Consider the following 1,589-nt stretch of genomic DNA (forward strand, 5'->3'; position numbering starts at 1 on the left):
CGGAAGTAATCGGCGCCTCGATCAACACCACCGGCACGATGCGGGTCCGGGCCACCAAAGTCGGCGCCGACACCGCCCTGGCCCAAATCGTGGCCCTCGTCCAGGAAGCCCAGAACTCCAAGGCACCAGGCCAGCGGCTGGCCGACCGGGCTGCGTTCTGGCTCGTCCTGGTCGCACTGATCGGCGGAACCCTGACGTTCGCCGCCTGGCTCGCCCTCGGCGCCGGAGTCCAGACGGCCCTGCTGTTCGCGATCACCGTCGTCGTAATCACCTGCCCCGACGCCCTCGGACTCGCCACGCCGACGGCCATCATGGTCGGCACCGGCCTCGGCGCCAAACGCGGCGTCCTGTTCAAGAACGCCACCGCCCTGGAAGTTTCTGCCCGGATCGACACCGTCGTGATGGACAAAACCGGCACCCTGACCAAGGGCGAACCGGAAGTCACCGACGTCGTGGTGGAGGGCATCGGCGAAAACGAGCTCCTGGCCCTGGTCGCCGCGGTGGAGCAGGAATCCGAACACCCGCTCGCTGCAGCCGTCGTACGGCACGCGCAAGAAACAGGCGCACCCGTCCTGGCTGCCTCGGACTTCCTCAACGTTCCCGGACACGGGGCGGGCGCTACCGTGGACGGGCGCCGGGTGCTGGTCGGCAACCGCAGACTTATGGCCAACGAAGGCATCGACCTGGGCCCGCTGGCCGCCGTGCGCGATGAACTCGCCGACACCGGACGGACCGCCGTCCTCGTCGCCGTCGACGGCAAGGCCGCGGCGGTGATCGCATTGGCGGACGCTGCGAGGGAAACCGCGGCCGCCGCTGTCGCGGCCCTGCATGAAGCCGGGATCGAGGTCGTCATGCTCACCGGGGACAACGAAGCGACCGCCCGAAGGATTGCCGGCCAGCTGGGCATCGACACCGTCATCGCCGAGGTGCTCCCAGGAGACAAATCGGCCAAGGTAGCCCAGCTTCAACAGGCGGGCAAGAAAGTAGCCATGGTCGGCGACGGCGTCAACGACGCCCCGGCCCTGGCCCAGGCCGACCTCGGCATCGCGATCGGCGCGGGCACCGACGTGGCCATTGAAACAGCCGACGTCGTGCTCATGCGCTCGGACCCGCTGGATGTCCCCATCGCCCTGCGGATCGGCAAAGGAACCCTGCGCAAGATGCGCCAGAACCTGGGCTGGGCCGTGGGGTACAATGCGATAGCCCTGCCCATCGCAGCAGGGGTCTTCGCCTTCGCAGGTTTTGTCCTCAGCCCCGAGATCGCGGCCCTGTCGATGTCCGGATCCAGCTTCCTGGTCGCCGTCAACGCCCTGCTGCTCAAGAGGCTCCGGCTGCCCCGGCCGGAAACACCCGAGGCCACCACCGCGCATGCTGACCGGCCGCTGGCCCCGGCCGGGAACCGCTGACCGCACAGAGCCATGGACATCCGCCTCATCTTCCGTGTGCTGTTCCTGCGGGCCGCATGGCGGAGACGGGACCACTGGGATGCGGCCCAAATCACGGCCCATCAGGACCTCGCCCTGCGGGAGCTGCGCCGCGCAACCTACGCCGGCTCCGAGTTCTACCGGCGCCATCACGCCGGCCTGCAC

Annotated in this window: 1 protein-coding gene; it reads left to right on the forward strand. The window is 68.9% G+C overall.

Translation table 11 applies throughout. The annotated features are described in order from the left end of the window. The coding region (locus tag ACZYZ3_RS20490; protein ID WP_463965600.1) for a heavy metal translocating P-type ATPase at positions 1–1,406 on the forward strand (1,406 nt) is incomplete at its 5' end. Positions 1,407–1,589 lie beyond the last annotated feature (183 nt).

The organism is Pseudarthrobacter linnaei (genome assembly GCF_055412825.1).